The sequence below is a fragment of the Inquilinus ginsengisoli genome, assembly GCF_031453975.1.
GTDB lineage: Bacteria > Pseudomonadota > Alphaproteobacteria > DSM-16000 > Inquilinaceae > Inquilinus > Inquilinus ginsengisoli_A.
On sequence record NZ_JAVDPW010000009.1, the window covers coordinates 325,450 to 351,800 of the forward strand.

Consider the following 26,351-nt stretch of genomic DNA (forward strand, 5'->3'; position numbering starts at 1 on the left):
CGATGACCAAGCCTTTCGCCGCCCCGCCCATCCTCCCCGCCGCCTCGCTCGACAAGGCCAACACCCTGGTCGAGGCGCTGCCCTTCATGCGCCGCTACGCCGGCGCCACCTTCGTCATCAAGTATGGCGGCAACGCCATGGGCGATGATTCGCTGACCGAAAGCTTCGCCCGCGACGTGGTGCTCTTGAAGCAGGTCGGCATCAACCCGGTGGTGGTGCATGGCGGCGGGCCGCAGATCGGCGCGATGCTGGAGCGGCTGAACATCAAGTCGGAATTCGTCGACGGGCTGCGCATCACCGACCGCAACACCGTCGATATCGTCGAGATGGTGCTGTCCGGCAACATCAACAAGTCGATCGTCTCGGCGATCCAGGCGGTCGGCGGCAAGGCGGTCGGCGTCTCCGGCAAGGACGGCGCGCTGATCTCGGCTCGCAAGCTGCAGCGCACCAAGCGCGACCCCGACAGCAACATCGAGCGCATTCTCGACCTCGGCTTCGTGGGCGAGCCGGCCTCGGTCAACCCCGAGATCCTCGAGGCGTTCGAGGACAGCGACTTCATTCCGGTGATCGCGCCGATCGGCGTCGGCCCGCGCGGCGAGAGCTACAACATCAACGCCGACACCGCCGCCGGCGCCATCGCCGCGGCACTGAACGCCACCCGCTTCTTCCTGTTGACCGACGTCGCCGGCGTGCTCGACAAGGACAAGGTGCTGATCCACGAGCTGCCGCTGGCCCGGGCGCGCGAGCTGATGACCGACGGCACCATCTCCGGCGGCATGATCCCGAAGATCGAGACCTGCATCTCGGCCGTCGACCAGGGCGTCGAAGGTGCGGTGATCATGGACGGCCGCGTGCCGCACGCCGTGCTGCTGGAGGTCTTCACCGAAGGGGGCGTCGGGACGTTGATCCGGGCGTAAGCCCGCGCGTGAGGCTCCCCTTATCCTGTCATTGCCGGACTTGACCCGGCAATCCAGGGGCCACCCAGAGCGGCATCGACATTTCCTGGATGCCCGGGTCAGGCCCGGGCATGACAGAATGGAATTGGGGGAAAGAGGTCAGGGCCGCCCTGCGTCGTTCCCTACGCCTCAATCAACTCTGCCACGACGTCCAGCAGCACATCCGCCCCGGCCGCAAGGTCGGCCGGTGCGGTGAACTCCGCCGGGTTGTGGCTGATGCCGCCGCGGCTGGGTACGAAGATCATCGCCGCCGGCGCGATTCGGGCGATCATCTGCGCGTCGTGGCCGGCGCCGGAGGTCATGCGGCGATGGCCCAGGCCGCGCCGTCCCGCCGCCGCCGCGACCAGCCCGACCAGCGCCGGGTCGAACCGCACCGGCTGGAAGCGCGCCAGCCGCTCGGTCGCCACCGTCACCCCTTCCGATTCGGCCAGGCCCTCCAGGAACCGCGCCAGCGAATCCTCCGCGGCCTGCAGCCGCTCTTCCTCCGGGTCGCGCAGGTCGACGGTGAAGACCGCGCGCGACGGGATCACATTGATCGCATCGGGCTCGAAGCGCAGCGACCCGACGGTGGCCAGGGTGCCGGCATTGGCGCCCGCCACCCGGTCGCGCAGATGGGCGATCACGCGGGCCGCGGCCAGGCCGGCATCGCGGCGGGCGGCGATCGGCGTGGTGCCGGCATGGTTGGCGGCGCCCTCGATCGTCACCCGCTGCCACGAGATGCCCTGCAGCGAATCGACCGCGCCGATGGCCAGCCCCGCCGCCTCCAGGACCGGGCCCTGCTCGATGTGCAGCTCGAGATAGCAATGCGGGCGGATCGCGCCGGGCGCCAGGTCGCCGGCATAGCCGATGCGGGCCAGCTCCTCGCCCAGCACGCAGCCGTCGCTGTCCACCGCGGCCAGCGCCGCATCGATGTCCAGCCCGCCGGCATGGACCAGCGACCCCATCATGTCCGGCTGGAACCGCACCCCCTCCTCATTGGTGAAGGCGGCGACCGCGATCGGCCGCGCCGGGGCGGCGCCGGCCTGCCGCAGCGCCTCGACCACAGCCAGCCCCGCCAGCACGCCGTAGCAGCCGTCATAGATCCCGGCGTCGATCACGCTGTCGATGTGGGAGCCGATCATGACGGGGTCGGCAACCTGGGAGACAGGCCACAGGCCGAAGATGTTGCCGATGCGGTCGACCCGGACCTCCAGCCCGGCCTCGCGCATCCAGCCGGCCAGCAGGTCGCGGCCCTCGCGGTCGGCATCGGTCAGGGCCAGCCGGCTCAGCGCCCCCGACGCGGTCCGGCCGACCGCCCCGAGTCGCTGGAGCCGGTCGAGCAGGCGGGCATGGTCGATCGCGGGGGCGTTCATGTCGGGTCCGAAGCGGTTGCCGCGGCAGGATATCGCGTCGGCCGGTCGATCGGTTTGCGTATCAGCCCGCGCCGCGCAAAGGCTTTGCGTGGGTCATGGCGCGGCTTCCGGTGGCCGGCGGCATCCTCTAGGGTTTGCCGGACGAATGCCGGGGAGGACCGCATGGCCGACACCATCACCTATCTGACCACCACCCGATTCGGGTCGGGCGCGGTCGAGCTGCTGCCGCAGGAGCTGGCCGAGCTCGGCATCCGCAAGCCGCTGCTGGTCACCGACCCCGGGCTGGCGGCGCTGCCGCTGTTCGGCCGGGTGCGCGGCCTGCTGCCGGCGGAGCATGCGGTGTTCGCCGAGACCCCGGCCAACCCGACCGAGGCCGCGGTCGACCAGGCCTTCGACGCCTACCGCCATGCCGTCTGCGACGGTCTGGTCGCGCTCGGCGGCGGCTCGGCGATGGACCTGGCCAAGGCGGTGGCCCTGCGCGCCACCCATGCCGGGGTGCTGGCCGAATACGCGCTGATCGAGGGCGGCGCCGGCCGCATCGGGCCGGTGTCGCCGCTGATCGCGGTGCCGACCACCTCCGGCACCGGCAGCGAGGTCGGGCGCGGCGCCCTGATCACGCTGCGCGACGGCCGCAAGCTGGCGCTGATCAGCCAGCACCTGATCCCCGCCCGGGCGGTCTGCGACCCCGAGCTGACGCTGGGCCTGCCGCCGCTGCTGACCGCGGCCACTGGCATGGACGCGCTGACCCATTGCATCGAGACCTTCCTCTCGCCGCGTTACAACCCGCCGGCCGACGCCATCGCGCTGGACGGCGCCGCCCGGGTGATGCGCTTCCTGCCCCGCGCGGTGGCGGAAGGCGGCGACCGCGAGGCCCGGTCGGAGATGATGATGGCGGCGCTGCAGGGCGGGCTGACCTTCCAGAAGGGGCTCGGCGCGGTGCATGGCCTGTCGCACGCGCTGGGCGCGATCAAGGACCCGGTGCTGCACCACGGCACGCTCAACGCCGTGATCCTGCCGGCGGTGCTGCGCTTCAACGCGCCGTCCGTGGGCGACAAATATGCCCGGCTGGCGGCGGCGATGGGGCTGGCGGACGGGGCGGACCTCGCCGCCGCGATCGAGGCGCTCAATCTCCGGCTCGGCCTGCCGGACAGCCTGCGGGCGATGGGAGTGACCGAGGCGCATCGCGAGCGCGCGGTGGCCGGGGCGCTGGCCGACCACTCCACCGCCAGCAACGCCCGGCCGGTGGGCCGCGCGGAGTACGAGGCGCTGTTCGACGCCGCGCTCGGGCTTTGAGTGAAATTTTTCAGGGGGTGGGAACCTCCCCCCTGGCGAGGCGTTCTAGGAGTGCACGTCCGCATCGTGCATGAACCTCCCTGTTCAACTCGGGCCGGCCTTCGGGGCCGGCCTCCTTCTTTTTGGGCCTCCGGCCCCACCCCAATCGGGTCGTAGCTGAGACCGCCCGCCCTCTGATACCCAGGCGCGGGGTGGTGAGCCTCCGAGTCGGGATGAGGGTTGAGATGGCGCGCGCGAGATTGCGGGATCTGGGGATTTCGATCGGCCTGTTGCCGCCCGGCCCGAAGAACGGCATCACCGATGTCCCCGGGGTGCTGGTCGGCCAGGTGACGCTGGTCGAGGACTCGCCGCATATCATCCGCACCGGCATCACCACCATCGTGCCGCAGGACGGCGCGATCTGGCGCCGCAACCTGTTCGCTGCCGGCCATGTGCTGAACGGCAACAGCGAGGTCACCGGGCTGACCTGGATCAACGAGTTCGGGCTGCTGTGCGGCCCGCTGGCGCTGACCGGCACCTTCTCGATCGGCGCGGTGCACGAGGGCATGGTCGACGCCGAGCTGACGCTGGACACCGGGGCCGACTTCAAGATGCCGCTGGTGTCCGAGACCTATGACGGCTGGCTGTCGGAGAGCGAGAACTTCGTGCTGCGGCCGCACCACGCGCTGGAGGCGCTGAAGGCCGCCACCGCCGACCCGGTCAAGGAGGGCAATGCCGGCGGCGGCACCGGCACCAACGCGCATGAGTTCAAGGCCGGCACCGGCACCGCGTCGCGCCTGGTCGCTTTGGGCGGCGAGGAATGGACGGTCGGCATCCTGGTGCAGACCAATTACGGCGATCGCGAGCGGCTGGTGCTGGACGGCGTGCCGGTCGGGCGCGAGATCCCGACCACCGACATCCCCAGCTGCTTCGCCGAGCGCAAGGTCGACGGGTCGATCCTTGTGGTGATCGCCACCGACGCGCCGCTGCTGCCGCACCAGCTGAAGCGGCTGGCCCAGCGCGCCGGCCTCGGCTTGGCCCGGGCCGGCGGGCTGGGGTGGCCGGGCAGCGGCGACGTCTTCATCGCCTTCTCCACCGGCAACGACCTCGGCCAGGCCACCGATCCCGGCCGCAAGCTGCCGGTCGAGGGCTTGCGCATGCTGCCCGATTTCGCGTTGCAGCCGCTGATGGGGGCAGTGGTCGAGGCGACCGAGGAGGCGATCTGGAACTCGCTCTGCGCCGCCGAGACCATGACCGGCCGCAAGGGCCGCACCAGCCACGCGCTGCCGATCAAACGGCTTCCCGACATCATGCGGCGCTACGGCCGCACTTGACGGCGGGCCCCCTCGGGATTCTTGTGTCGGCATCGACCGCCACGGCCCGTCAGGACTCATGCGCCGCTCCTTCGCCCCGCTGCTCGCGCTTTTCCTCGCTTTGCCGGTCGGGTCGACCCGGGCGGCGGAAACCAAGCTGCCGATCCCCCGATTCGTCTCGCTGAAGTCGGACGAGGTCAACCTGCGCACCGGCCCCGGCACGCGCTATCCGATCGAATGGGTGGTCAGCAAGAAGGGCCTGCCGGTCGAGGTCATCGCCGAATTCGACACCTGGCGCCGGGTGCGCGACTGGGAGGGGATCGAAGGCTGGGTGCAGCAGGCGCTGCTGACCGGCCGGCGCAGCCTGGTGGTGACCGGCAAGGACGAGCAGCCGATCTACAACGAGCCCAGCGAGGGCTCCGGGCTGATGGCCAAGGCGGAGCCCGGGGTGATCGGGGCGCTGCTGCGCTGCCCGGGCGCCGGGGGGCAGGCCGACTGGTGCTATGTCGACCTCAAGGGCTACCGCGGCTGGATGCGCCGCGCCTCCTTCTGGGGCGCCTATCCCGGCGAGAAGGTGGAGTAGGGGGCGGCAGCGTTTCGCGCCGCCTTTCCGCCTTTGAAGCCTTTCGGCATACCCAACACCGTCATTGCGAGCGCAGCGAAGCAATCCATCGGGCCGCTTGTGTGGCGCCATGGATTGCTTCGTCGGCTTCGCCTCCTCGCAATGACGAAGAAGGAGGCGGGAGAGGCGACGCGCCCGCCATCCGCCCAAAAAAGAACCCCGCCGAAGCGGGGTTCTGCATTCCGGTAGCGCGGCGCTGGGATCAGAGATTGCTCTCGACCCAGTTGAACAGCGCACCCTTCGGCACGGCGCCGATCTTGGTGGCCGCGACCTGGCCGTCCTTGAACAGCATCAGGGTCGGGATGCCGCGCACGCCGTATTTCGGCGGGGTCATCGGGTTTTCGTCGATGTTCAGCTTCACGACGCTGACCTTCTGGCCGAGTTCGGCCGAGATTTCCTCGAGCGCCGGGGCGATCATCTTGCACGGACCGCACCATTCCGCCCAGAAGTCCACCAGAACCGGACCCGAGGCGTTGAGGACGTCGGTTTCGAAGCTGTTATCCGAGACGGGCTTCGTGCTCATGAGAATTCCTTGCCTTAGGGGCGGGGACGCCACCTCACCATGTCGAGATAGGGTAGGGACGGGAACAGAACAAGGTCAAGCCGATGCGCCGGGGGCATGCCGGTCAAGCGCCGGGGGCGGGAGCTCCATGAGTCTCGGCCCTTCGGTCCACAACAGCGCGCAACGCACGGATCGGCCGGGATAAACCAGGCGCAGCGCGGCCCGGTAGGCGGCCATCTGCACCAGATAGGCGCGCGGCACGGCGTCGACGCTGGCCGGGGGCGGCCGGTTGGTCTTGTAGTCGACCACCAGCACCGACTCGGGGCCGACCACCAGCCGGTCGATCTGGCCGGACAGGGCGCGGCCCCCGACCAGGCCCACCACCGGCACCTCGGCCCGGCTGCCGGGGCCGAACAGGGCCTCGAATCCCGGCTGCTCCAGCACGGCCAGGGTGGTGGCCACGATCTCGGCCTGCTCCGCCGGGTCGCGGTCGTGATGCGGCCGGGCCAGATAGCGCCGCGCCGCCGCCTCCCGCGCCTCGGGCGGCAGGTCGGGCAGCGCCTGCAGCAGGGCGTGGATCAGCGCGCCGCGCCGGAACCGGCCCTCGTCGGTGCCGTCCAGCGGCGACCGGGCCGGCGGCTCGGTCTCCGGCCGCGACGGGGTCAGCGGCCGGGTCGGCTCGGGCTCGGCCGGCGCCGGGCGATGCAGCCAGTCGGGCGGCGGCACGGCGGCGACCGCGGCCGGCGCCACCGCGTCGGGCCCGGCCGGCCGGTCAGCCTGGGGCCGGTGCAGCCGCAAGCCTTCGCCCTCGATGCCGTCGACCGCCAGCGCCGTCGTCTCCGCCAGCCCGGCGAGCCCGTCGCGGCACAGATGGTACCAGCAGCCCTCGGCCGGCTTGCCGCGCTCGGTGGCGTAGTGGCCGCAGACATACAGCCGGTCCTCGGCCCGGGTCAGGGCGACGTAGAGCAGGCGGCGGTACTCCTGGTCGCGGCGGCGCTCGGCCCGCTCCAGCGCCTCGCGATAGGCCGGCGGGCGCGACGCGGCGCGCGGCGCCCACAGCGGCACCGGCAGGCCCTCGTCCGGCCACAGGATCTTCTCGCCGGCCCGGGCGGTGCCGCGCGGCATGCCGACGGTGTCGGGCAGGATCACGATCGGCGCCTGCAGCCCCTTGGAGCCGTGGGCGGTCATGATCCGCACCTGGGCGTCGCCCTGCTCCTGCTCGCGCTTGACCTCGGTCTCGCCGGTCTCCAGCCAGTGCAGGAAGCGCTGCAGCGACGGCGGCAGCTGGCGCTCGAAGCCCAGGGCCAGCGACAGCAGCTCGTCCAGCGGGTCCTCGGCCTCGGCCCCCAGCCGGCCCAGCATGGCGCGGCGGCCGGACAGGGCGTCGCCGGGGCAGGGGCGGGCCAGCACGGCCGAGAACAGCTCGAACGGCGCCTGGTAGTCGACCTGAGAGAACAGCTCCGACAGCCATTGCCGCGCCGCCATCACCACCGGGTCGCGCGACGCGATCACCGCGGCCCACAGCGTGCCGGGGCGGCCATGGGCCACCGCGAACAGCCTGATGTCGTCGAAGCCGACCAGCGGGCCCTTCAGCAGCTCGGCCAGCGACAGGTCGTCCTCCGGCAGCAGCAGGAAGCGGGCCAGGGCCATCAGGTCCATCACCGCCAGCTGTTCGGTCAGCACCATGCGGTCCATGCCGCCGACCGGCACGCCCGCCGCCTTCAGCGCCCGCATCAGCTCGACGAAGAAGCGGTTGCGGGTGCGCACCAGCACCAGGATGTCGCCGGGGCGGATCGGCCGGCCCTTCGATTCCAGCAGGGCGCCGTCGCGCAGCCAGCCGGAGATGCGCTCGGCGATCAGCCGGGCCAGCCGGGCGCCGGGGTCGCTGATGCCGCGCTGCTCGGTCGGCGGCTCCCAGGCCGGGCGCTCGTCGCTCTCGCTCGGGCCCAAGAGCGGCCACAGCTCGACCAGCCCGCCATCCAGCTTGCGGCGCTCGGACACGAAATGATGCGGCGGCTCGGGGGCCACGCCGTCCAGCGCCGGGCCGCCGGCGAACACGGCGTCGACCATGGCCAGCACGGTCGAGACCGAGCGGAACGAGGTCTCCAGCGGCACGATCTCGAAGGGCCGCTCGGCGGCGTGGATGCGGCGGTCGAACACCGCGCGCATGCGGGCGAATTCGGCCGGGTCGGCGCCCTGGAAGCTGAAGATCGACTGCTTCTCGTCGCCGACCACGAAGACGGTGCGGGCGACATCGGCGCGGGCGCCGAGGCCAGCGAAGAACTCCTCGGTCAGGGCGGCGACCACGCGCCACTGCTCCGGATTGGTGTCCTGCGCCTCGTCGATCAGCACGTGGTCGATGCCGCCATCCAGCTTGTACAGCACCCAGGCCGACTTGCCCGGCCGCTCCAGCAGCGCCGCCGCCTGCAGGATCAGGTCGTCATAGTCCAGCAGGGCGCGGCGGTCCTTCTCCGCCCGGTAGCGGGCGATCAGGGCGGCGCCGAGGGCCAGCAGGGCGGCGGTGTTGTCGGCGGTCTCGGCGGCGCGCAGCTGCTCGGTCAGGGCCAGGACGCGATCGGCCTCGGCCTGCAGCGCGTCGAGCACGCCGGGAACCGCGGCGACGGCCCGGGTGGCGAGCGTCTTGTAGACCGTGCCCTCCTTGGTCAGGAACCCGCGGAGATAGTCGCCCCATCCGGCGGCCCGGCCCTCGGGGGCCTCCAGCCAGTTGGCGATGGCGGTGCCGCGGTCCTGGTCGGTCTTCTTGTCGCTGTCCAGCAGGGCATAGGCGGCGGCGCGCAGTGCTGTGCAGTCGAGGGCCGAATCGGCGCAGGCCTCCTGCAGCAACCCGTCGGCTGTGGCGCCATCGGGCAGGTCGAGGTGATGGCGGATGGCGTCGACCAGGGCGTCCAGCCCGCCCTGCTCGTCCAGCAGCCGGGTCAGCAGGCCGCGCTCGGACACCAGCGCCCGCACCATGTCGCCGAACTCGTCGGCGCCGACCGCGCCGGCCACCCGGTCGACCGCCCAGCCCAGGTCCGGATCCTCCAGCACCTGGCGGCGCACCCGCTCCAGCATCTCGGCGGCGCTGCGGTCGTCGATCAGCTCGAATTGCGGCGGCAGCCCGGCCTCGACCGGGAAGCGGCGCAGCAGCGACTGGCAGAAGCTGTGTACGGTCTGGATCCGCATCCCGCCGGGCACGTCCAGCACCTGCGCGAACAGCCGCCGCGCCGCGGTCTGGGTGGCGGTGTCGGGCGGCGCGCCCATCAGGTCAGCCAGCTTCAGCTGCAGCTCGGCGTCCGGCATCGTGGCCCAGCCCGCCAGGGTGACGGCGATGCGGTTGGCCATCTCCGCCGCGGCGGCGCGGGTGAAGGTGATGCACAGGATGCGGTCGGGCGGGGTGTCGGCCAGCATCAGCCGCAGCACCCGGTCGGTCAGCACCTTGGTCTTGCCGGTGCCGGCCGAGGCGCCGACCCAGACCGAGCTGCCGGGGTCCGAGGCACGCCGCTGGGTCGCGGTGGGATCGGGGCGGATCAGGGTCATCCCTCGCCCCCCGCCGACCATTCCTTGACCCGGGCGAGATGGGCGTAGTCGGAGAATCGGGGCGCCACGCCGCGCGGCTGCGACAGGTAAGGCGTCTCGGGCAGGTCGAAGCGGGCGATCAGGCCCAGCAGCCCGGCCAGCGCCTGCTCGGCCAGGGCGGCCAGGTCGCCCTCCGCCGGCTTCACCGGCTTGATCTCGCCCGGCACGGCGCCGCCGGACAGGCGCCAATGCTCCAGCCCGGCAAGGACGAGGTCCGCCGGCACGCCGGTGAAGCCGCCGGCGCGGATCATCATCGCCTCCAGCGGCAGCTGCGGCTGGTGGCCGGCCAGGATCTGCTCGTTCGACGGCACCGTGCCGGTCTTGTAGTCGACCACCACCAGCCCGTCCGGGCCCCGGTCGATGCGGTCGGCCTGGCCGCTCAGGGTGAAGGGCCCGGCCGGGGCCGGCAGCGTCACCACGCCCTTCTGCTCGGTCAGGATGGCGCGGCGGCCGGCGGCGCGCAGCCGCGCCTCGGCCTCCAGGAACCAGCCGGCGATGCGGGCGAAGCGCGGCCACCAGAAGGTGCGGATGTCCGGCCCCGGCGGCAGCCGGGCGAATTCGAGGCGGCCCAGCGCCAGCAGCCGGTCCAGCGCGTCGGGCGGCAGCGCCTCGGGCCAGGCCTGCAGGAAGGCGGCCAGCGCGTCGTGGATCGCGGTGCCGCGCTCGGCCGCCCCCGGCTCGGCCTCGATCGGGTCCAGCCGCTTCAGCTGCAGCACCTGCCGGGCGTAGATGGCGTAGGGGTCCTGCATCCAGGTGGCGATCTGGGTCACCGACAGGCGGCGGGGCCGGGCGGCGACCGGCGGCCGCGGCGCCGGCGGCGCCACCGGGCGCACCGCGTCCGGCTGGTCGATCCGCCGGGCCAAGGCGCGCCAGTCCCGCGCCGGCGGGGCCAGGGCCAGGCCGGCGCCGTCCAGCACCGCCTGCAGCCGCAGCAGCCAGCGAGACGGCACGGTCGGGGTGCCGTCCACCTTCTCCGCCCGGGTCAGGAAGACCTCCGCGCCGGCGGCGGCCTGGGCGAAGTCGTTGGCGGCCAGGCCGATCCGCCGCTCCGGCGCCGGCAGGCCGAATTTCTGCCGCATCGGCCGCGACATCCAGGGGTCGGCGGCGGGCGCGGCCGGCCAGCTGCCCTCGTTCAGCCCCCCCAGCACGATGCGGTCGAACCGCGCCATCCGGGCCTCGACCGGGCCCAGGATCGCCAGCCGGGGGTGGCGGCCCCAGCGCGGCCGGACCACGGCGCCGTCCATCATCGCCTCGAACAGGCCGGGCCAGTCCTGGCCCGGGATGGCCGGGAAGCCGTCGAAGCCGGTCAGCAGCTCATCGACCAGCGCCTGCGCCGCCTCGCCGTCCTCGGCGCGCCACAGCCGGGCGGGGCCGGGCTCGGCGTCGGTCGCCGCCAGCGATTCGGCGCAGGCGACGTGCAGGCGCAGCAGCTCGACCGGGGATTGGCCGTCGGCCCGGACCGCGGCGACGAAGGGCGACAGGATGGCGGTGACGCGGTCCAGCCAGGGACCCAGGGCATCGGCCGCCTCGCTCGCCGCCAGCGCCGCGGCCAGCCCGGCAGTGCCGGACTCGGGCGACGGGCCGCGCAGCACCGCGCGCTCCAGCCGGCGCAGGGTCTCGCGGAAGGTGCCGACGGCCTCGCCCCCCGCCGCCAGCGGATGCTTCAGCAGGGCCAGCAGCGCCAGCGGCGAGGCGTCGCGGAAGGCGATGTCGCCGACCAGGCGCAGATAGGCCCCGACCGGGGTGTCGGCCAGCGGCCGGCCGGCGCTGTCGTCGACCGCCACCTGCCAGCGCCCCAGCTGCGCCGCCACCCGGCGGGCCAGCGCCCGGTCGGGCGTCACCAGCGCGGCGGTGCGGCCCGGTGTCTCCAGCGCCTCGCGCAGCAGCAGGGCGATCACCCCGGCCTCCTCCTGCGCCGTGGCGCAGTCGATCCGGGACAGCCCGTCCAGCGCGGCCGCATGAAGCCCGGCCGGGTTGCGCCAGGCGTCGGTGGTGGCGGCCGGGCGCATCACCTCGCGCAGCAGCGCGCTGCGGTCCGGGCCGGCGGCGGCAGCCGGGGCAAGCCAGTCGGCGACCTCGGCGCGGGCGACGCCCAGTCCCTCCAGCAGCAGCTTCAGCGGCTGCTGCGGGTGGCTGTCGTCGATCTGGGCCCAGGTGTCCTCATCCATGCCACGGTCCAGGCCGGGCAGCACCACGGCGCCCTGCGGCAGCGCCGCCACCGCGCGCAGCAGCGCGATGTCCGACGGGTTGGTGCCGATCAGCCCGGCTGATATCACCGGCCCGGGCGGCGGTGGCGCGGTCCATGCCGCCGCCTGGGCCAGGGTCAGCCGGGCGCGCCAGTCGGCGGGATCCAGGGCGTCCAGGTCGCGCAGCACGCCGGGCCAGACCGTGGTGACGATCTCCAGGAAGCGCAGCGTCTCCTGCCAATGCTCGGCCAGCTCCTCCGGCACCAGCCCGGCCAACCGGTCGAAGCCCAAGCCCTCGGCCTGGACCTCGTCGATCAGCCGGGCCAAGGCGGCGGCCAGGTGCATCGCCTGGTCGGCGCCGATGCCCTGCTCCTGCCGGGCCAGGACCAGCCGGGCCAGCAGGATCTGGCGGCGCTGCGGCGCGATCGCCGGCGGCAGGGCCAGCGCCTCGGCCACCGCCGGGGTCTCGCCGATCGCCGCCAGACTCAGCGCGTCGGCATCGATGTCGCCGATCGGCATCAGCCGGGGCAGCAGCAGCGGGGTGCCCTCGCCGGCGCGCAGGAAGGCGTCGCGCAGCGTGGCGCCGGCCCGCCGGGTCGGCAGCAGCACGGTCATGGCGCCCAGCGCCAGCGGGTCGCCCCCGGCCTGGGCCAGCAGGCCCCGGGCCAGCGCGTCGGCGACGCCCTGGCCGGCCGGGATGGTGAGGATGCGCCCGGTCATGGCGCGGCGCGCAGCGCCCGGGCCAAAGCGGCGCCGCGGCCGCCCAGCCCGATCACAGCCGCGGTGCGGCCGTCCTCACGGCCTGGCGTGGCGGCATGGGCCAGCTCGATCTTCAGCCGGTCGGGCGGGATCAGGCCGCCCAGCCGGTCGGGCCATTCCACCACGCAGATGCCCTGCCGCGCCTCGTCCCAGCCCAGCTCCAGCACCTCGTCGGGCGCCCCCAGCCGGTACAGGTCGAAATGCCACAGCTCGCCCGCTGGCAGGTCGTAGGACTGGACCAGGGTGAAGGTCGGGCTCGGCACCTCCAGCTCCGGCTCGCCGGTGGCAGCGCGGATCAGCGCCCGGGCGAAGAAGGATTTGCCGGCGCCGAGATCGCCCGAGAGCAGGACGATGTCGCCCGGGCGCAGCCGCGGCGCGAGGCGGGCGGCCAGGGCTGCGGTCGCGGCTTCGTCGGGCAGGTCGAGGGTGAAGCGGTCCATCGTCCGATTGTTCGCACAGCCCGCCTGCGCAGTCACGCCCGGGGCATGCGGCCTATCGCGATGATGCGCGCCGACGCGGAACCGGCTACCACATCCGGGTCTCAAAGGCTGAGGGATGCCGCCATGTCCACCCCGCATCGCACCGACGTCGCCATCATCGGGGCCGGCCCGGTCGGGCTGTTCGCCGTGTTCGAATGCGGCATGCTGAAGATGAGGTGCCATGTCATCGACGCGCTGGGCGAACCCGGCGGGCAATGCGCCGCGCTGTATCCGGAAAAGCCGATCTACGACATCCCCGGCCATCCCCGAATCGAGGCGGCGCAGCTGATCGACCGGCTGGTGGAGCAGGCGGAGCCCTTCGCCCCGACCTATCATCTCGGCCAGCAGGTCGAGACCCTGGCGCGGCAGCCGGACGGGCGCTGGCTGGTCGGCACCGGCGCCGGCACCACCATCGATGCCGCGGCGGTGATCGTCGCCGCCGGGGTCGGCGCCTTCGGGCCGAACCGGCCGCCGCTGGCCGGGATCGAGGATTTCGAGAACCGCTCGGTGTTCTACATGGTGACCCGCAAGGAGGCGCTGCGGGGCAAGCGGGTGGTGGTGGCCGGCGGCGGCGACAGCGCGCTCGACTGGTCGATCCTGCTGGCCGATGTCGCGGCCCAGGTGCTGGTGGTGCACCGGCGCGACAAGTTCCGCGGCGCGCCGGACAGCGTCGCCCGGCTGCACGCCCTGGCCGAGGCCGGGAAGGTCGAGCTGGTCACCCCCTACCAGCTGCACGGGCTGGAGGGCGCGGGCGGGCAGCTCTCGGCCGTCACCGTGGCGACGCTGGAGGGCGAGGTGCGGCGGCTGGAGGCCGACGTGCTGCTGCCGTTCTTCGGCCTGTCGATGAATCTGGGGCCGATCGCGAATTGGGGGTTGGCGCTGGACAAGCACCACATCGCCATCGACCAGGCGACGGCGGCGACCAGCGCGCCGGGGATCTTCGCGGTCGGCGACATCGCCACTTATCCGCACAAGCTGAAGCTGATCCTGACCGGCTTCGCCGAGGCGGCCTCGGCCGCCCATGCGATCTACCCCCTCGTCCACCCCGGCGAGGTGCTGCACTTCGAATATTCGACGACCGCCGGCGTGCCGGGGGTTTGAGGCACAAGCGACCCTTCCCTCTTGTGTCATTGCCGGGCTTGACCCGAAGACGACAATGAGGGGAGGTGTGCTCGATCCCGGCCGACCTTACCCCAGCAGGTCCGCCGCGATCGGGTACAGCGAGGCGACCAGCAGCAGCGCCATGCCGAGATTGAAGGCGCGGACCGCGGCGGGGGCGTGCAGCACCCGCCGCAGCGCCGTGCCGAACAGCGCCCAGCAGCCGACGCTGGGCAGGTTCACCAGGCCGAACACCACGGTGACGATCGCCAAATTGCCCAGGAAGCCGGCCTGCGGCGTGTAGGTGGCGATGGCGCCGACCGCCATCACCCAGGCCTTGGGGTTGACCCATTGGAACGCCGCGGCCTCGAGGAAGGTCATCGGCCGGCCAGATTCGCTGCCGCCGGAGAGCGGCCCGGACCGCGCGATCTTCCAGGCGAGATACAGCAGATACGCGGCGCCGCCGTATTTCAGCAGCTGGTACAGCAGCGGCCAGGCGGCGAAGGCGGCGCCGAGGCCCAAGCCCACCGCCGCCACCATCACGGTGAAGCCGGTGGCGATGCCGACCATGTGCGGCACGGTGCGGCGGAAGCCGAAGCTGAGGCCCGAGGCGGTCAGCATGATGTTGTTCGGCCCCGGCGTGATCGAGGTGACGAAGGCGAACAAGACGAAGGACGAGAGCAGTTCGGGAGTCATGGCCCCAACTTGGCCCGACTCCAAAATCGAGACAATTCGAACATTGTCCCGATCAATCCGGCCGGTGTGGCGGAGTCAATCGCGGATCTGGACTCATACGAACCATCTGATCTAGACAGTTTGTATGAACTGGCATTCGCGCTACGAGACGGTCGCCGAGGCGATCGCGGCGCTGCTCGGCCCGGAGGCGGAGGTGGTGGTCCACGACCTCGCCACCGACCGGATCGCGCAGATCGTCAACCCGCTGTCCCGCCGCCGGGTCGGGGACGCGTCGCTGCTCGACCTGGAAGCCGGGGACCTGGCGCCCGGCAAGGCGGTGCTCGGCCCCTATGAGAAGGCCGGGCCGTCCGGCGACCGCATCCGCTCGGTCAGCGCCGTGCTGCCGGGCGAGGATGGGCGCCCGGCCGGGCTGCTGTGCGTCAATCTCGGCCTCGGCCGGTTCGACGCCGCGGCGCGGCTGCTGGCCGGGCTGTTCCCGCCGGTGGCGCCGCGGCCGGAGGCGCTGTTCCGGCGCGACTGGCGCGAGGCGGTCAACCTGATCCTGCGCGACCGGCTGGCCGCCGCCGGCCTGTCCGCCGACCGGCTGGACCGCGCCGGGCGGGTCGCCCTGGTCGCCGCGATCGACGCCGAAGGCCTGCTGGAGATGCGCCACGCCGCGGCCTATGTCGCCAGCCAGCTCGGCATCTCCCGCGCCACCCTCTACGCCGACCGCGCCGCTGCGCGGTCAAGACTCGCCGCCTGAGGACATCACGATGCGCCGCCTGCCCGAATTCGCCCTGGAAAGCTATTTCGCCCGCTGGGAGTTCACCGCCAGGCACCACCTCTGCCCCTCCGACATGCAGTCGATGACGCTGGGCGAGCTGCTGGCCCTGGCGACGCCGGATCAGCGCGAGGCCTGGGACCAGCTGTGGCTCGGCTACACCGAAACCCGCGGCGCCCCGGCGCTGCGGGCGGCGATCGCGGGCACCTATGACGGCCCCCAGGGCGGACTCACGGCCGACGACGTGCTGGTCACGGTCGGGGCGGAGGAGGGGATCTTCCTGGCGCTGCAGGCGCTGCTCGGCCCCGACGACCATGCGGTCGTCCTGACCCCGACCTACCAGTCGCTCGAATCGGTGACCGCCAGCCTCTGCGCCGTCACCGGCGTGCTGCTGGAGCCGGCCCCCGACGCCGCGGGCGGCTGGGCACTGGACCCCGACCGGCTGGCCGCATCGCTGCGGCCGAACACCAGGGCCATCCTGCTGAACCTACCGCACAACCCGACCGGATACCTGCCGACCCGTGCGGTGTTCGATGCGGTGGTCGACATCGCCCGGTCGCGCGGCATCTGGATCCTGTCGGACGAGGTCTATCGCGGGCTGGAGCGGCGGCCGGAGGACCGGCTGCCGGCGATCGCCGAGGCCTATGAGCGCGGGCTGTCGATCGGGGTGCTGTCCAAGGCCTACGGCCTGCCCGGGCTGCGCCTCGGCTGGCTGGCCTGCCGCGACCGCGACCTGCTGCGCCGGATTGAGCGGCTGAAGGACTACACCACCATCTGCAGCCCGGCGCCGAGCGAGGCGCTGGGCGTCATCGCCCTCGGCGCGCGCGACCGCATCCTGGCCCGCAACCAAGCCCTGATCGCCGCCAACCTGCCGTTGCTGGAGGCGTTCTTCGCCCGCCATGCCGACCGCTTCGAATGGCAGGCGCCGGCGGCCGGCTGCATCGCCTATCCGCGCTACCGCGGGGCGGAGGGGGTGGAGGCCTTCACCGCCGATGTGGTCGAACGCTCCGGCGTGCTGCTGCTGCCGGCCTCGGTCTACCGCTCCACCCTCGGCCCGGTGCCGGCAGACCGTTTCCGCATCGGCTTCGGCCGGACCAAGACGCCGTCGGCGCTGGCGGCGCTGGAGGCGCATCTGGCGGCGGCCTGACGATCCTGCGACGCGATGGCGGGGAGGCGCGGCGGTGCCGCAGCGTGTAGGGTGCGGCGTCACCACCGGAAATGCGCCCATGCTGCGTCGCCTCGCCCTCGCCCTGCTGCTCCTGGCCCCGGCCCTGCCCGCGGCGGCGGCGGACAACCAGACCCTCGGCACCTTTCGCGGCACCGTCGAAGGGCCGGGCGGCGAGACCTCGGCGATCGAGGGATTCGCGGCGGCGGTGAAGGATGATCGCGGGCGGTTCGTGCTCGGCCTGACCTCGACCGGTGAAGGCGTGATCCGCACCCGGCAGATCCAGCTGCTGCTGCCGGCCGATGCGGCGCCGGGCAGCCTGGCCGTCGGCAGCTACGACACGGCGCGGCGCGACAAGGAAGGCAAATCCGCCGGCGCGCTGTATGTGGCCATGGGGTCGGACGGGTCGCGGGTGCGCGATTGCCGTCTGGTCACCCAGGGCAAGGTGGAACTGACCGCGGCCGGGCCCTTCGCGGGCACGCTGAACTTCACCTGCCGCGATTCGACGGAGGCGACGCTGTCGCTGACCTTCGACGCGGTGCCGGTCGACGCCGGCCAGGTGGTGCCGTCCGAGCCGGGCGGCGAGCCCGGGCCCGGCCGGGTCAGCACCGTGGTCGGGGCGCCGGTCAACGCCACCATCACCGGCACGGGCACCGCCAAGAAGCAGGCCGCGGGCAGCCGCCTGCTGCTGCTGTATCTGGAGCAGGACCGCGACGTCCACGGCACCAAGCAGAAGATGCCGGTCGGTGCCGTGGTCGTCGCGCTGCCGAAGGACGCCAGCCTCGGCGCCCATGATCTCAAGCCGTTCTCGCAGGCGGTCGCGGCCGACAAGACCGCGACCGGCTACGGCGTCTCCTTCAGCCTCGAGGCCGGCAGCGATTCGCTCGACGGCTGCGACCAGCAGGCTAGCGGGACGTTGACGCTGACCAGCCTCGACCCGGTCGCCGGGTCGGCGCGCTTCACCTGCGCCGACCAGAACGACCTGACGGTCGAGACCGATTTCGACGGCATCCCGACGGAATAGCCGTCAGATCGTCAGAGGATGAAGTCACCGGCAACCAGGGTCGGCAGGCCGGACAGCTTGATCTGGAAGTCCGCCGTCCCGTCGCCGTTGACGTCGCCCTCGACCAGCGTGTCGGCGCCGGAGCCGATGGCGTGCAGCTGGCCCGCCACATGGGTGAAGGCGCCGGCGATGAAGGTGAAGGCCTGGTCGCCCGCCACGGTGGTGTTGGCGTCGATCAGATGCAGGTCGATCTTGTCGCCCTGGGACGAGCTGAAGTCCAGAATGCGGTCCGCATTCACGCCTACCGCGCTGTCGGTGATCGCGGCGTAGACGAACCTGTCCGCCCCGGCGTCGCCGCCGATGACGTCCTGGCCGCCATTGCCCTGCAGCACGTCATTTCCGCCATTGCCGCGCAGGATGTTGGCGCCGCTGTTGCCGGTCAGCGTGTCGGCGAAGGACGATCCCGACAGGCTTTCGATGTTGATCAGCGAATCGCCCTGGGCGGTGCCGCCGATGCCGGCGCCGGAGACCAGGCTGACGGTGACGCCGACCGTGCTGTCGATGTAGTAGACGGCATCCGAGCCGTTGCCGCCGTCCAGCACGTCCGGCCCGAGGCCCCCGAACAGCCTGTCGTTGCCGTCGCCGCCGGACAGGAAGTCCGTGCCGGCCAGCCCGGTCAGGATGTTGTCGCCGGTGTTGCCGACCAGGGTGTCGGCATCGGCGGTTCCGGTGGCGTTGATGGCGGCGCTGCCGGTCAGGATCAGGCGGTCGACGAAGTGCGGCATCGTGTAGGTGACGCTGGAATAGATCGTGTCGATGCCGTCGGTGGCCGAGAATTCGGTGACCGTGTCGCCGATGGAGTCGACGATGTAGGTGTCGTCGCCGAAATTGCCGACCATGTTGTCGTCGCCGGCGCCGCCATCGAGATAGTCGTCGCCGCCACCGCCGTCGATATGGTCGTTGCCGTTGCCGCCGAAGCCCTGGTCGTTGCCGATGCCCATGTTGAGGTCATCGTTGCCGTCGAGGCCGAAGAAGATATCGTCGCCACCATTGGGGTCGCTGCCGGTCGGCAGCATGTCGTCGCCGTTGGTGCCTGTGAATGTGGTCATGAAGTCCCTCAGCAATTAGGAATTAAATATCGGCCCCCGTTTCCGAAGCGGAAGTTAGTTTGTATTGGCGGCTTTATTTGGGCACAAACGCGAAGAATCCGAGATATTCGTCTGCATGCATGGCTGCTTCGGCGCCGAGCCGCTCTCGCCGGCGGTCGTGGCCGACAAGACCGCGATCGGCTCAGCCTCGACCCGGCGACCGGGTCGAGGCTGATTTCGACGGTATCCCGACGGAATAGCTCCCTGAGTCAGGGATGGCAGGTCAGAGGATGAAATCCCCGGCGACCAGGGTCGGCAGGCCGGACAGCTTGATCTGGAAATCTGCCGTCCCGTCGCCGTTGACGTCGCCTTCGACCAGCGTGTCGGCGCCGGAGACGATGGCGTGCAACTGGCCCGCCACACCGGTGAAGGCGCCGGTGATGAAGGTGAAGGCTTGGTCGCCCGCCACCGTGGTCTTGGCGTCGATCAGGTGCAGGTCGATCTTGTCGCCCTGGGACGAGGTGAAGTCCAGGATGCGGTCCGCAGTCGCGCCGACCGCGCTGTCGGTCGTGGCGGCGTAGAGGAATTTGTCCGCCCCGGCGTCGCCGCCGATGATGTCCTGGCCGCCATTGCCCAGCAGCACGTCATTTCCGCCGTTGCCGCGCAGGACGTTGGCGCCGTTGCTGCCGGTCAGCGCGTCGGCGTAGCCCGACCCGGACAGGTTTTCGATGTTGATCAGCGTGTCGTGCTGGGCGGAGCCGCCGAGCCCGATGCCGGAGGCGAGGCTGACGGTGACGCCGACCGTGCTGTCGCTGTAATAGGCGGCATCCAAGCCGTTGCCGCCGTCCAGCGTGTCCGGGCCGGCCCCGCCGAAGAGCCTGTCGTTGCCGTCGCCGCCGGACAGGAAGTCCGTGCCGGCCAGCCCGATCAGGATGTTGTCGCCGGTGTTGCCGACCAGGGTGTCGGCATCGGCGGTCCCGGTGGCGTTGATGGCGGCGCTGCCGGTCAGGATCAGGCGGTCGACGAAATGCGGCATCGTGTAGGTGACGCTGGAATAGACCGTGTCGACGCCGTCGGTGGCCGTGTACTCGGTGATGACGTCGGCAGCGGAATCGACGATGTAGGTGTCGTCGCCGAAATTGCCGACCATGGTGTCATTGCCGGTGCCGCCGTCGAGATAGTCGTCGCCGCCACCGCCATCCATGTAGTCGGTCCCGGCCCCGCCATAGACGGTGTCATCGTCGCCGCCGCCCTGGACATAGTCGTCCCCGTCGCCGCCATAGACCAGGTCGTTGCCGCCGCCGGCGTCGACCTGATCGTTCCCGGCCAGGCCCTGGAAGATGTCGTCGCCGGAGTTGTTGGAATTGAACGGCGGCAGGATGTCGTCGCCGCTCGTGCCTGTGAATGTGGTCATGAAGTCCCCCAACGAATAGGAATTAAATATCAGCGCCCGCGTCCGAAAGGGACGTTAGATTGCGTTGGCGGCTTTATTTGGGCATAAAAAAGATAAATCCGCGATATTGCATATCTGGATATGCTGATTTTGACCGGGCAAGAAAAAGCCCCCGCCGGAGGCGGGGGCTGGGTCGGTTCCGGACCTGACGGGCCGGGATCAGTAGCGGTAGTGGTCCGGCTTGTACGGGCCCTCGCTCGGCACGCCGATATAGGCGGCCTGCTTCGGCGTCAGCGTGGTCAGCTTGGCGCCGATCTTCTCCAGGTGCAGCGCCGCGACCTTCTCGTCGAGGTGCTTCGGCAGGACGTAGACCTTGCGCTCGTAATTGGCATGGTTCTGCCACAGCTCGATCTGGGCCAGCACCTGGTTGGTGAAACTGGCTGACATCACGAAGCTCGGGTGGCCGGTGCCGCAGCCGAGGTTGACCAGCCGGCCCTGGGCCAGGACGATCAGGCGCTTGCCGTCCGGGAAGATGACCTCGTCGACCTGCGGCTTGACCTCTTCCCACTTGTAGTTGCGCAGGCCCTCGATCTCGATCTCGCTGTCGAAGTGGCCGATGTTGCAGACGATGGCGCGGTCCTTCATCTGCCGCATGTGGTCGAGCGTGATCACGTCGACATTGCCGGTCGCGGTGACGAAGATGTCGCCCAGCGAGGCGGCCTCGTCCATGGTCAGGACCTGGTAGCCTTCCATCGCCGCCTGCAGGGCGTTGATCGGGTCGATCTCGGTGACCATGACCCGGGCGCCCTGGCTGCGCAGCGAGGCGGCCGAGCCCTTGCCGACATCGCCGTATCCGGCGACGACCGCGACCTTGCCGGCCATCATCACGTCGGTAGCGCGCTTGATGCCGTCGACGAGGCTCTCGCGGCAGCCGTAGAGGTTGTCGAACTTCGACTTGGTGACGCTGTCGTTGACGTTGATGGCGGGGACCTTGAGGGTGCCCTTCTTCATCATCTCATACAGGCGGTGCACGCCCGTGGTGGTCTCCTCGGACAGGCCGCGGACGTCGTTCAGCATCTCCGGATACTTGTCGTGCATGAGCTGGGTGACGTCGCCGCCATCGTCCAGAATCATGTTCGGGGTCCAGCCGCCCGGGCCGCGCAGGGTCTGCTCGATGCACCACCAGAACTCCTCCTCGGTCTCGCCCTTCCAGGCGAAGACCGGGACGCCGGCGGCGGCGATGGCCGAGGCGGCCTGGTCCTGGGTCGAGAAGATGTTGCAGGACGACCAGCGGACGGTGGCGCCGAGCGCCGTCAGCGTCTCGATCAGCACGGCGGTCTGGATGGTCATGTGCAGGCAGCCGACGATGCGGGCGCCCTTCAGCGGCTGCGACGGGCCGAACTCCGCCCGCAGCGCCATCAGGCCGGGCATCTCGGTCTCGGCGATCGCGATCTCCTTGCGGCCCCAATCGGCGAGGCTGAGATCCTTGACCTTGTAGTCGGTGAAGGTGGTGGCGTCAGGCATCGGATGCTCCTGCGGCAAATGCGGAATTGGCGCAGGGTGTAGCAGCGGCGCCCGTCCGCCACAAGCATAAAGACATCTTTATATGTTTGATTTTCACCCCTCCCCGCGACGTGGCAGGGAGGGGCGGGGCATCAGGTCAGGCCAAGTCCTTCGCCGTCCCGGCCTTCTTCGCGTGGCGGCGCTTGGCCAGCAGGTTCAGCGCCTCGACGCCGAGCGAGAAGGCGATGGCGAAGTACAGGTAGCCGCGCGGGATGTGGAACTGCAGCCCGTCGGCGATCAGGGCCACGCCGACCAGCAGCAGGAAGGCCAGCGCCAGCATCTTCACCGTGGGGTGGCGGTGGACGAAGCCGCTGATCGGGCCGGACGCCCACAGCATGGTGCCCACCGCGACGATGACCGCGGCGTACATCACCGGCAGGTTGTTGGTCATGCCGACCGCGGTGATCACGCTGTCGAGCGAGAACACCAGGTCGAGGATGATGATCTGGCCGATGATCGCGGCGAAGCTGGCCGCCTTGATGGCGTGGCCCTCTTCCTTCTCCTCGATCGCGGCGTGGATCTCGATCGTCGCCTTGTAGAGCAGGAACAGGCCGCCGCCGAGCAGGATCAGGTCGCGCCACGACACCACGAGGCCGAAGGCGGAGAACGCCGGCGCGGTGAGGCCGATGATCCAGGAGATCATCGCCAGGAACACCAGGCGCAGCAGCAGCGCCAGGATCAGGCCGGTCCGCCGGGCCGAGGCGCGCTGCGCCTCCGGCAGCTTCTCGGTGGCGATGGCGATGAAGATGATGTTGTCGATGCCGAGGATGATCTCAAGCACCGCCAGAGTCAGGAAGCTGGCCCAGATCTGGGGATCGGCGAGGAATTCGAGCACGGCTCGTCGGTCTCCGTTTTGGCTGAAAGCCGCCGGGATATGGGGCGACAGTCCCAGGATTACCAGAAGTTCATGTTGGATCTTTCGCCGCGTCGTGGTCCGGTGATGGTCAGGCTTCCTGCCCGAGGTTGCGTGTTCGTGCATGATCATGCATGATTGGCCGACCTCATGCGGACATCGCCATGACCGACATCCTGTTGCCCGACGAGCGCCGCCGCCGCCTGCTCGACCTCCTCGCCCTCGACGGCAAGATCCTGGCCACCGCCGCCAGCGCTGCGCTGGGCGTGTCGGAGGACACCATCCGGCGCGACCTCAACGACCTCGCCCGCAACGGGGCGGTGCGCCGCGTCCATGGTGGGGCGCTGCCGCTGACGCCAGCCGCCGGGTCCTTCGACCTGCGCGCCGAATCGCGGCCGGAGGCGAAGGCGGCGCTGGGGCGGGTGACGGCGGGGCTGATCCGGCCCGGCGAGGTGGTGCTGCTCGACGGCGGCACCACCATGCTGGCGGTGGCCGAGGCGCTGCCGCCCGACCTGCGCGCCACCATCGTGACGCCGAACCTGCCCGCGGCGCTGGCCCTGACCCGGCACCCGACGGTCGAGGTGGTGCTGCTCGGCGGCCGGGTCGACAAGGGCGGCCAGGTGACGGTCGGCACCTCGGTGCTGGCCGCGCTCGAAGGCCTGCGCGCCGATCTCTGCCTGCTCGGGGTCTGCAGCCTCGACCTCGAGGCCGGGCTCGGCGCCATGGACCATGAGGAGGCGTTGGTGAAGCGCCGCATGGCCGCTTGCGCCGGCCGGGTCGCCGCGGTCGTCACCGCCGACAAGCTGGGCACCGCCGCCCCGTTCCCGATCCTGGCCGTCGACCGGCTGGATGCGCTGATCACCGAACGGGCGGTCGACGCCCGCATCCTGGCCGCCTACCGCAAGGCCGGCCTCACCTTGCTTCTCGCCTGACGGAGCCGTCATGACCAGCCTCGCCCAAGCGGAGGGGAAGACCGCCGACCCGCGCGCCGCGCGCCTCGCCACCCGCGCCATGTTCCTGGTCTGCGGCACCGTCACCGCCAGTTGGGCGCCGCAGGTGCCGCTGGCCAAGGCCCGGCTGGGGCTCGACGACGGCATGCTGGGCCTCACCCTGCTCGGCCTCGGCGCTGGGGCGATGGTGGCGATGCCGCTGGCCGGCTTCCTCGCCGCCCGCTTCAGCAGCCGGCTGATCACCACCCTGGGCGGGCTGGTGATCTGCCTGTCGCTGCCGCTGATCATCCTGGCGCCGGACGCGCCGCTGCTGGCCCTGGCGCTGTTCCTGTTCGGCGCCGCCACCGGGTCGATGGATGTGGCGATGAACGTCCAGGCCACGGCGGTGGAGGCGCGGGGCGCTCGGCCGGTGATGTCCTCCTTCCACGGCATGTTCAGCGTCGGCGGCCTGTTCGGCGCCGGCGGCACCAGCCTGCTGCTCGGCCTCGGCCTCACGCCGCTGACCGCGGCCCTGATCGTCAGCGGCCTGATGCTGGCGCTGCTGCTGTCCCAGGCCGGGTCGATGCTGCCGCCGGAGCGCGGCGGGACCCGGGCGGGGCTGCGCCTCAGCCTGCCGCGCGGCCTGATCCTGGTGCTCGGCCTGCTGACCTTCGTGCTGTTCCAGGCCGAAGGCGCGGTGCTGGACTGGAGCGCGGTGTTCCTGCACGAGGCTCGCGGCCAGGACCCGTCGGTGGCGGGGCTCGGCTACGCCGTCTTCGCGGTGGCGATGGCGGTGATGCGGCTGACCGGCGACGGCATCACCAGCCGCTTCGGCGGCGAGACCGTGGTCCGCCTCGGCTCCGCCCTGGCGGCGGCGGGCTTCCTGCTGGCGATCCTGGTGCCCTGGCCGGTGGCCGGCCTGGTCGGCTTCTTCCTGGTCGGGGTCGGCGCCGCCAACGTCGTGCCGGTGCTGTTCAGCGCCGCCGGCCGGGTGCCGGGAACCGACCCCGGGCTGGCGATCTCGACCATCGCCACGCTCGGCTATTGCGGCATCCTGGCCGGCCCGGCGGCGATCGGCTTCGTCGCCGACCATCTCGGCCTGCCGCTCGCGCTCGGCCTTGTGGCAGTGCTGCTGGTCGCCACCGCCGCCGCGGCCCGGGCGGTGCGGGTCTAGGGGGCAGCGCTCAGCCGGTCAGGAGCTCGACCACCGGGGCATCGCGCGGCACCGCCAGGGTGAAGCCCCCCAGATCGGCGAAGGCGCTCTGGAAGGCGGGGCGCTGCGACAGCCGCGCGATGTAGTCCGCGAACACCGGATCGCCGCACAGCTGGTAGGCCCGGGCCCACATCACGCCGTGCCCGATGACGCAGTCGGCGGCGGAGAAGCGGCCGCCGCAGGCGAAGCCGCCGGCCTCCAGTTGGCGCTTCAGCTGGGGTTCGACCTCGCCGGCAAATTTGTGGCGGTAGCGCTGGATGGTGCGGTCGTCCCGCTCGCGATCGGGCAGGATGTGCTCGTGGATGCGGATCTGCCACAGCATCATGTCCATGGCAGCGCCGCAGAAATGGATCGCCTGCAAATAGTCGGCGCGCTCCGGCGAGAAGCCGTCGGGCACGGGGGCCAGGCCCTTTTCCGGAAAGCTGTCCGCCAGCACCACCACCATCGCGCCGCTTTCCAGCATGCGGGTGGACCGGCCATCCTCGGTGACGATCTCGAGCGCCGGCACGCCATGGTTCGGGTTGATGTCGAGATAGCGGGGGCTGTACTGCTCGCCCTCATAGAGGTCGACGACCTCCAGCTCGAAAGCGTCGCCGACCAGTTCGTGCAGCAGCCACTTCACCCGGGCGCTGCGCACGGCGGGATAGTGGTACAGCTTGAGCGTCCGGACACGCATGGGCGGGATTCCCTGCCATGCCCGGCGCCATCCGCCGGGCTTCCAGGGTGATGCTGGGCCGCCGGGATTGCACAAGGATGTCGCCCCGGCTACGGCCGCAACCGGACGACGCGCCCCCAGCCTATTTCTCCACGAAGGCCTTCTCGACCACGAAATGCCCGGGCCGATTGTTGGCGCCTTCCTCGAAGCCGCGCTGGTGCAGCATCGCGACCAGGTCCTTCAGGAACACCGGCGACCCGCAGATCATCACCCGGTCGCTGTCCCGGTTCAGCGGCGGCAGCCCCAGATCGGCCGGCAGCTGGCCCGATTCCAGCAGCGCGGTGATGCGGCCGTTGTGGACATAGGGCTCGCGCGTCACGGTCGGATAGTATCTCAGCTTGGCCCGCACCATCTCGCCGATGAACTCGTCCTGCGGCAGCACCCGGGTGATGAAGTCGTCATAGGCCTGCTCGGCGATGAAGCGGGTGCCGTGGACCAGCACCACATTCTCGTACCGCTCATAGGCCTCGGGGTCCTTGATCACGCTCAGGAACGGGGCCAGGCCGGTGCCCGTGGCGCAGAGATACAGGGTGCGGCCGGGCAGCAGGCTGTCCTGGATCAGGGTGCCCACCGGCTTGCGGCCGACCAGGACGTGGTCGCCGACCCGGATGTTCTGCAGCCGCGAGGTCAGCGGGCCGTCCGCCACCTTGATCGAGAAGAACTCCAGATTGTCCTCGTAATTGGACGAGGCCATGGAATAGGCGCGCAGCAGCGGCTTGCCGTCGACCTCCAGCCCGATCATGGTGAACTGGCCGTTGAGGAACCGGAACGCCGGGTCGCGCGTGGTCTTGAACGAGAACAGCCGGTCCGTGTAGTGGCGGACCTCCAGCACGCGTTCGGTGTTCATGGTCGACATCG

At 71.2% G+C, this 26,351-nt stretch carries 22 protein-coding genes; 10 read left to right on the forward strand and 12 right to left on the reverse strand.

Going from position 1 to position 26,351, the window contains the following annotated elements:
- Positions 1–2: 2 nt before the first annotated feature.
- Complete coding sequence (gene argB / locus E9232_RS25570; RefSeq protein ID WP_309798848.1) at positions 3–917, forward strand: acetylglutamate kinase; 915 nt, start codon at positions 3–5, stop codon at positions 915–917.
- A gap of 161 nt (positions 918–1,078) precedes the next feature.
- On the opposite strand, the gene E9232_RS25575 is transcribed toward argB, so the two are convergent.
- The gene (locus E9232_RS25575) at positions 1,079–2,308 is read right to left on the reverse strand and encodes a Zn-dependent hydrolase (RefSeq protein ID WP_309798850.1); all 1,230 of its coding nucleotides are present in this window, start codon (positions 2,306–2,308) and stop codon (positions 1,079–1,081) included.
- Between the two features lie 162 nt (positions 2,309–2,470).
- On the opposite strand from E9232_RS25575, the gene gbd reads away from it, so the two are divergent.
- From gbd to E9232_RS25590, 3 genes are all read left to right on the forward strand, one after another.
- Positions 2,471–3,601, forward strand: coding sequence for a 4-hydroxybutyrate dehydrogenase (gene gbd / locus E9232_RS25580; protein WP_309798852.1), 1,131 nt, complete (start codon positions 2,471–2,473; stop codon positions 3,599–3,601).
- Positions 3,602–3,825: 224 nt separating this feature from the next.
- The gene (locus tag E9232_RS25585) at positions 3,826–4,914 is read left to right on the forward strand and encodes a P1 family peptidase (RefSeq protein ID WP_309798854.1); all 1,089 of its coding nucleotides are present in this window, start codon (positions 3,826–3,828) and stop codon (positions 4,912–4,914) included.
- A 58-nt stretch (positions 4,915–4,972) separates the two neighbouring features.
- A complete protein-coding gene (locus E9232_RS25590; RefSeq protein WP_309798856.1) occupies positions 4,973–5,476 on the forward strand; it encodes an SH3 domain-containing protein in 504 nt (167 codons plus the stop codon).
- A 241-nt stretch (positions 5,477–5,717) separates the two neighbouring features.
- Here the strand turns inward: E9232_RS25590 and trxA are convergent, their stop codons facing one another.
- The 4 genes from trxA to tsaE form a co-directional block, all read right to left on the reverse strand.
- Positions 5,718–6,038, reverse strand: coding sequence for a thioredoxin TrxA (gene trxA, locus E9232_RS25595; protein WP_309798858.1), 321 nt, complete (start codon positions 6,036–6,038; stop codon positions 5,718–5,720).
- Positions 6,039–6,113: 75 nt separating this feature from the next.
- The gene (addA, locus tag E9232_RS25600) at positions 6,114–9,554 is read right to left on the reverse strand and encodes a double-strand break repair helicase AddA (protein WP_309798859.1); all 3,441 of its coding nucleotides are present in this window, start codon (positions 9,552–9,554) and stop codon (positions 6,114–6,116) included.
- Positions 9,551–12,499: a double-strand break repair protein AddB gene (addB, locus tag E9232_RS25605; RefSeq protein ID WP_309798860.1), complete on the reverse strand. Its 2,949-nt coding sequence runs from the start codon at positions 12,497–12,499 to the stop codon at positions 9,551–9,553. The genes addA and addB overlap by 4 nt, the downstream gene beginning before the upstream one ends.
- The gene (gene tsaE / locus E9232_RS25610; protein ID WP_309798862.1) at positions 12,496–12,978 is read right to left on the reverse strand and encodes a tRNA (adenosine(37)-N6)-threonylcarbamoyltransferase complex ATPase subunit type 1 TsaE; all 483 of its coding nucleotides are present in this window, start codon (positions 12,976–12,978) and stop codon (positions 12,496–12,498) included. Before tsaE ends, addB begins: the two co-directional genes overlap by 4 nt.
- A 123-nt stretch (positions 12,979–13,101) precedes the next feature.
- Here tsaE and E9232_RS25615 point away from each other — a divergent pair, with 123 nt between their 5' ends.
- Positions 13,102–14,118 (forward strand): NAD(P)/FAD-dependent oxidoreductase, encoded by a 1,017-nt coding sequence (locus tag E9232_RS25615; protein WP_309798864.1) that lies wholly within the window; start codon positions 13,102–13,104, stop codon positions 14,116–14,118.
- An 87-nt stretch (positions 14,119–14,205) separates the two neighbouring features.
- Here the strand turns inward: E9232_RS25615 and E9232_RS25620 are convergent, their stop codons facing one another.
- Positions 14,206–14,811 (reverse strand): LysE family translocator, encoded by a 606-nt coding sequence (locus E9232_RS25620; protein WP_309798866.1) that lies wholly within the window; start codon positions 14,809–14,811, stop codon positions 14,206–14,208.
- A 124-nt stretch (positions 14,812–14,935) separates the two neighbouring features.
- Between E9232_RS25620 and E9232_RS25625 the strand changes: the two genes are divergently transcribed.
- From E9232_RS25625 to E9232_RS25635, 3 genes are all read left to right on the forward strand, one after another.
- Positions 14,936–15,553, forward strand: coding sequence for a helix-turn-helix transcriptional regulator (locus E9232_RS25625; RefSeq protein WP_309798869.1), 618 nt, complete (start codon positions 14,936–14,938; stop codon positions 15,551–15,553).
- Positions 15,554–15,563: 10 nt separating this feature from the next.
- A complete protein-coding gene (locus E9232_RS25630) occupies positions 15,564–16,718 on the forward strand; it encodes an aminotransferase class I/II-fold pyridoxal phosphate-dependent enzyme (RefSeq protein ID WP_309798871.1) in 1,155 nt (384 codons plus the stop codon).
- Between the two features lie 79 nt (positions 16,719–16,797).
- Positions 16,798–17,760, forward strand: coding sequence for a hypothetical protein (locus tag E9232_RS25635; RefSeq protein WP_309798873.1), 963 nt, complete (start codon positions 16,798–16,800; stop codon positions 17,758–17,760).
- A gap of 11 nt (positions 17,761–17,771) precedes the next feature.
- On the opposite strand, the gene E9232_RS25640 is transcribed toward E9232_RS25635, so the two are convergent.
- From E9232_RS25640 to E9232_RS25655, 4 genes are all read right to left on the reverse strand, one after another.
- Positions 17,772–18,848: a calcium-binding protein gene (locus tag E9232_RS25640; protein WP_309798874.1), complete on the reverse strand. Its 1,077-nt coding sequence runs from the start codon at positions 18,846–18,848 to the stop codon at positions 17,772–17,774.
- Positions 18,849–19,110: 262 nt separating this feature from the next.
- Entirely contained in the window at positions 19,111–20,241 is a 1,131-nt protein-coding gene (locus tag E9232_RS25645; protein ID WP_309798876.1) for a calcium-binding protein, read from the reverse strand.
- A gap of 198 nt (positions 20,242–20,439) precedes the next feature.
- Positions 20,440–21,744 carry an adenosylhomocysteinase gene (ahcY, locus tag E9232_RS25650; protein ID WP_309798878.1) on the reverse strand — a complete coding sequence of 435 codons (1,305 nt, stop codon included), beginning with the start codon at positions 21,742–21,744 and terminating at the stop codon, positions 20,440–20,442.
- A gap of 136 nt (positions 21,745–21,880) precedes the next feature.
- The gene (locus E9232_RS25655) at positions 21,881–22,618 is read right to left on the reverse strand and encodes a TerC family protein (protein ID WP_309798879.1); all 738 of its coding nucleotides are present in this window, start codon (positions 22,616–22,618) and stop codon (positions 21,881–21,883) included.
- A gap of 182 nt (positions 22,619–22,800) precedes the next feature.
- On the opposite strand from E9232_RS25655, the gene E9232_RS25660 reads away from it, so the two are divergent.
- Together E9232_RS25660 and E9232_RS25665 are read left to right on the forward strand one after the other, a co-directional pair.
- Positions 22,801–23,568, forward strand: a complete 768-nt coding sequence (locus E9232_RS25660; RefSeq protein WP_309798880.1) for a DeoR/GlpR family DNA-binding transcription regulator — start codon at positions 22,801–22,803, stop codon at positions 23,566–23,568.
- Positions 23,569–23,578: 10 nt separating this feature from the next.
- Positions 23,579–24,739 (forward strand): MFS transporter, encoded by a 1,161-nt coding sequence (locus E9232_RS25665; protein WP_309798882.1) that lies wholly within the window; start codon positions 23,579–23,581, stop codon positions 24,737–24,739.
- 10 nt (positions 24,740–24,749) lie between these two features.
- Here E9232_RS25665 and E9232_RS25670 read toward each other — a convergent pair whose 3' ends face one another.
- Both E9232_RS25670 and E9232_RS25675 read right to left on the reverse strand, forming a co-directional pair.
- Positions 24,750–25,454: a glutathione S-transferase family protein gene (locus E9232_RS25670; protein ID WP_309798883.1), complete on the reverse strand. Its 705-nt coding sequence runs from the start codon at positions 25,452–25,454 to the stop codon at positions 24,750–24,752.
- A gap of 121 nt (positions 25,455–25,575) precedes the next feature.
- Complete coding sequence (locus tag E9232_RS25675; protein ID WP_309798885.1) at positions 25,576–26,349, reverse strand: ferredoxin--NADP reductase; 774 nt, start codon at positions 26,347–26,349, stop codon at positions 25,576–25,578.
- Positions 26,350–26,351 lie beyond the last annotated feature (2 nt).

Bases quoted from the DNA above. Each gene is read 5' to 3' on its own strand.
- addB (WP_309798860.1), bottom strand. From the start codon at position 12,499: ATGACCGGGCGCATCCTCACCATCCCGGCCGGCCAGGGCGTCGCCGAC.
- E9232_RS25630 (WP_309798871.1), top strand. From the start codon at position 15,564: ATGCGCCGCCTGCCCGAATTCGCCCTGGAAAGCTATTTCGCCCGCTGG.
- ahcY (WP_309798878.1), bottom strand. From the start codon at position 21,744: ATGCCTGACGCCACCACCTTCACCGACTACAAGGTCAAGGATCTCAGC.
- E9232_RS25670 (WP_309798883.1), bottom strand. From the start codon at position 25,454: ATGCGTGTCCGGACGCTCAAGCTGTACCACTATCCCGCCGTGCGCAGC.
- E9232_RS25640 (WP_309798874.1), bottom strand. From the start codon at position 18,848: ATGACCACATTCACAGGCACCAACGGCGACGACATGCTGCCGACCGGC.
- E9232_RS25675 (WP_309798885.1), bottom strand. From the start codon at position 26,349: ATGTCGACCATGAACACCGAACGCGTGCTGGAGGTCCGCCACTACACG.
- addA (WP_309798859.1), bottom strand. From the start codon at position 9,554: ATGACCCTGATCCGCCCCGATCCCACCGCGACCCAGCGGCGTGCCTCG.
- tsaE (WP_309798862.1), bottom strand. From the start codon at position 12,978: ATGGACCGCTTCACCCTCGACCTGCCCGACGAAGCCGCGACCGCAGCC.
- E9232_RS25635 (WP_309798873.1), top strand. From the start codon at position 16,798: ATGCTGCGTCGCCTCGCCCTCGCCCTGCTGCTCCTGGCCCCGGCCCTG.
- E9232_RS25585 (WP_309798854.1), top strand. From the start codon at position 3,826: ATGGCGCGCGCGAGATTGCGGGATCTGGGGATTTCGATCGGCCTGTTG.
- E9232_RS25590 (WP_309798856.1), top strand. From the start codon at position 4,973: ATGCGCCGCTCCTTCGCCCCGCTGCTCGCGCTTTTCCTCGCTTTGCCG.
- trxA (WP_309798858.1), bottom strand. From the start codon at position 6,038: ATGAGCACGAAGCCCGTCTCGGATAACAGCTTCGAAACCGACGTCCTC.
- E9232_RS25660 (WP_309798880.1), top strand. From the start codon at position 22,801: ATGACCGACATCCTGTTGCCCGACGAGCGCCGCCGCCGCCTGCTCGAC.
- gbd (WP_309798852.1), top strand. From the start codon at position 2,471: ATGGCCGACACCATCACCTATCTGACCACCACCCGATTCGGGTCGGGC.
- E9232_RS25625 (WP_309798869.1), top strand. From the start codon at position 14,936: ATGAACTGGCATTCGCGCTACGAGACGGTCGCCGAGGCGATCGCGGCG.
- E9232_RS25645 (WP_309798876.1), bottom strand. From the start codon at position 20,241: ATGACCACATTCACAGGCACGAGCGGCGACGACATCCTGCCGCCGTTC.
- argB (WP_309798848.1), top strand. From the start codon at position 3: ATGACCAAGCCTTTCGCCGCCCCGCCCATCCTCCCCGCCGCCTCGCTC.
- E9232_RS25615 (WP_309798864.1), top strand. From the start codon at position 13,102: ATGTCCACCCCGCATCGCACCGACGTCGCCATCATCGGGGCCGGCCCG.
- E9232_RS25665 (WP_309798882.1), top strand. From the start codon at position 23,579: ATGACCAGCCTCGCCCAAGCGGAGGGGAAGACCGCCGACCCGCGCGCC.
- E9232_RS25575 (WP_309798850.1), bottom strand. From the start codon at position 2,308: ATGAACGCCCCCGCGATCGACCATGCCCGCCTGCTCGACCGGCTCCAG.
- E9232_RS25620 (WP_309798866.1), bottom strand. From the start codon at position 14,811: ATGACTCCCGAACTGCTCTCGTCCTTCGTCTTGTTCGCCTTCGTCACC.